2 pseudogenes are annotated in these 1,853 nt (G+C 65.7%); both read right to left on the minus strand.

Annotation, left to right across the window (positions count from 1 at the left end):
• Nucleotides 1–1,456 (minus strand): annotated as a pseudogene (locus ENN83_RS14405) (glutamate synthase large subunit); the annotation flags it as partial.
• Between the two features lie 149 nt (nucleotides 1,457–1,605).
• Nucleotides 1,606–1,853, minus strand: a pseudogene (locus ENN83_RS14410) (NAD(P)-dependent oxidoreductase); the annotation flags it as partial.

The raw sequence follows: 1,853 nt of genomic DNA on the forward strand, positions 1-1,853 counted from the left end.
CCGCGATCTGCCGCTTGCGCAGCTCGCCGCCCTCGTACAGCGTCACCTCGTCCGGGCCCGACAGGGTGTCGTCCAGCTCGTGCACCTTTTCCAGCCACTCGCCAAAGGGCTGGCTGGCCGACAACAGGTCCTTCAACTCGCTGTCATGGTAAAGCCGGCCCTCGCGCATATCGACCGCGATCATCCGCCCAGGACCCAGCGCGCCCTTCTCGCGCACGGCGTGCTCGTCGGTCGGCACCATCCCGGTTTCCGACCCCGCGATCAGCAGCCCGCCGCCGGTCACCACATGGCGCATCGGCCGCAACCCGTTGCGACCCAGCCCGCCGCAGACCCAGCGCCCGTCGGTCATCGCCAGCGCCGCGGGGCCGTCCCAGGGCTCCATCACCGAGTTCATATGGGCATACATGTCGCGCCAGGGCTTGGGCAGCTCGATGGCTGCCTGCGACCAGGCCTCGGGCACCAGCATCGTCTTGGCCATCGGCGCATTGCGCCCCGCACGCACCAGCACCTCGAACACGGAATCGAGCGCCGCGGAATCCGACGAGCCCTGCGCCACGATCGGCTTGATATCCTCGGCCAGATCGCCAAAGGCGGAACTGGCCATCCTTATCTCGTGGCTTCTCAGCCAGTTCAGGTTGCCCTTCAGCGTGTTGATCCCGCCGTTATGGGCCAGCATGCGGAAGGGCTGCGCCAGCCACCATTGCGGGAAAGTGTTGGTCGAATAGCGCTGGTGATAGATCGCGAACGCGCTTTCAAAGCGCGGGTCCAGCAGGTCGGGATAGAACTCGGCCACCTGCTCGGCCAGCATCATCCCCTTGTAGATCACGCTGCGGCAGGACAGCGAGCACAGGTAAAGCCCCGGCACCTGCGCTGCGGCCGCCGCCTTCTCGATCCGGCGGCGAATGACGTAAAGCTCGCGCTCGAAGGTCTCTTCATCCACGCCCTTGGAATTCGAGATAAGGATCTGCTCGATCTCGGGCCGTGTCGCATTGGCCTTCTCGCCCAGCACCTCGGTATTCACCGGGACGTGGCGCCAGCCATAGATGTAATAGCCCATCCGCAGGACTTCGGTCTCGACGATGGTCCGACAGGCTTCCTGCGCGCCGAAATCGGTGCGCGGCAGGAAAACCTGCCCCACCGCGATCAGCCGGTCGGGATGCGGCTCATGGCCCGTGCGCCGGATCTGGTCACAGAAGAAAGGCACCGGGACCTGCACATGGATGCCCGCCCCGTCGCCTGTCTTGCCATCGGCATCGACCGCGCCGCGGTGCCAGACCGCTTTCAGCGCGTCGATCCCGTTCTCGACCACCTTGCGCGAAGGCTTGCCGTCCACCGCAACCACCAGACCCACCCCGCAGGAGGCGTGCTCGTCCTCGGGCCGGTAAAGCCCGTGCTCGGCGACAAAGGCACGCCGGGCTTCCTCGCGGGGCACCCAGTCGGCATCGAATTTCATCATGGTCGGACCCCTTCTCTGATGGGTCAGGGCCTATGCCCCATTCCTGTCTCGCTGATCGGGGGCGTCCGCAAAAGGTCCGATAAAAGTCCGATGAAAATCCGATGGATTTCCGATTTGACCGATCGCCCTGCAAACGCCCCCGTGTTCTGTCACTCCGCCGCGACCTGCGCGGGCTGGGAAAGGTAGGTCAGGATGCTGTCCGCCGCCTCGCGCCCGTCGCGGATCGCCCAGACGACAAGGCTTGCACCGCGCACGATATCGCCCACGGCGAAGGCGCCCGGCAGGCTGGTTTCATGGCTGCGGAAATCGGCCTTGATCGTGCCCCGGCGCGTCACTTCCAGCGCGGTTTCGCCCCAGAGCGTCGGCAGATCCTCCGGCTCGAAACCCAGCGCCTTGA

It is taken from the genome of Rhodovulum sp. (genome assembly GCF_011048875.1).
GTDB classification, from domain to species: domain Bacteria; phylum Pseudomonadota; class Alphaproteobacteria; order Rhodobacterales; family Rhodobacteraceae; genus Rhodovulum; species Rhodovulum tesquicola.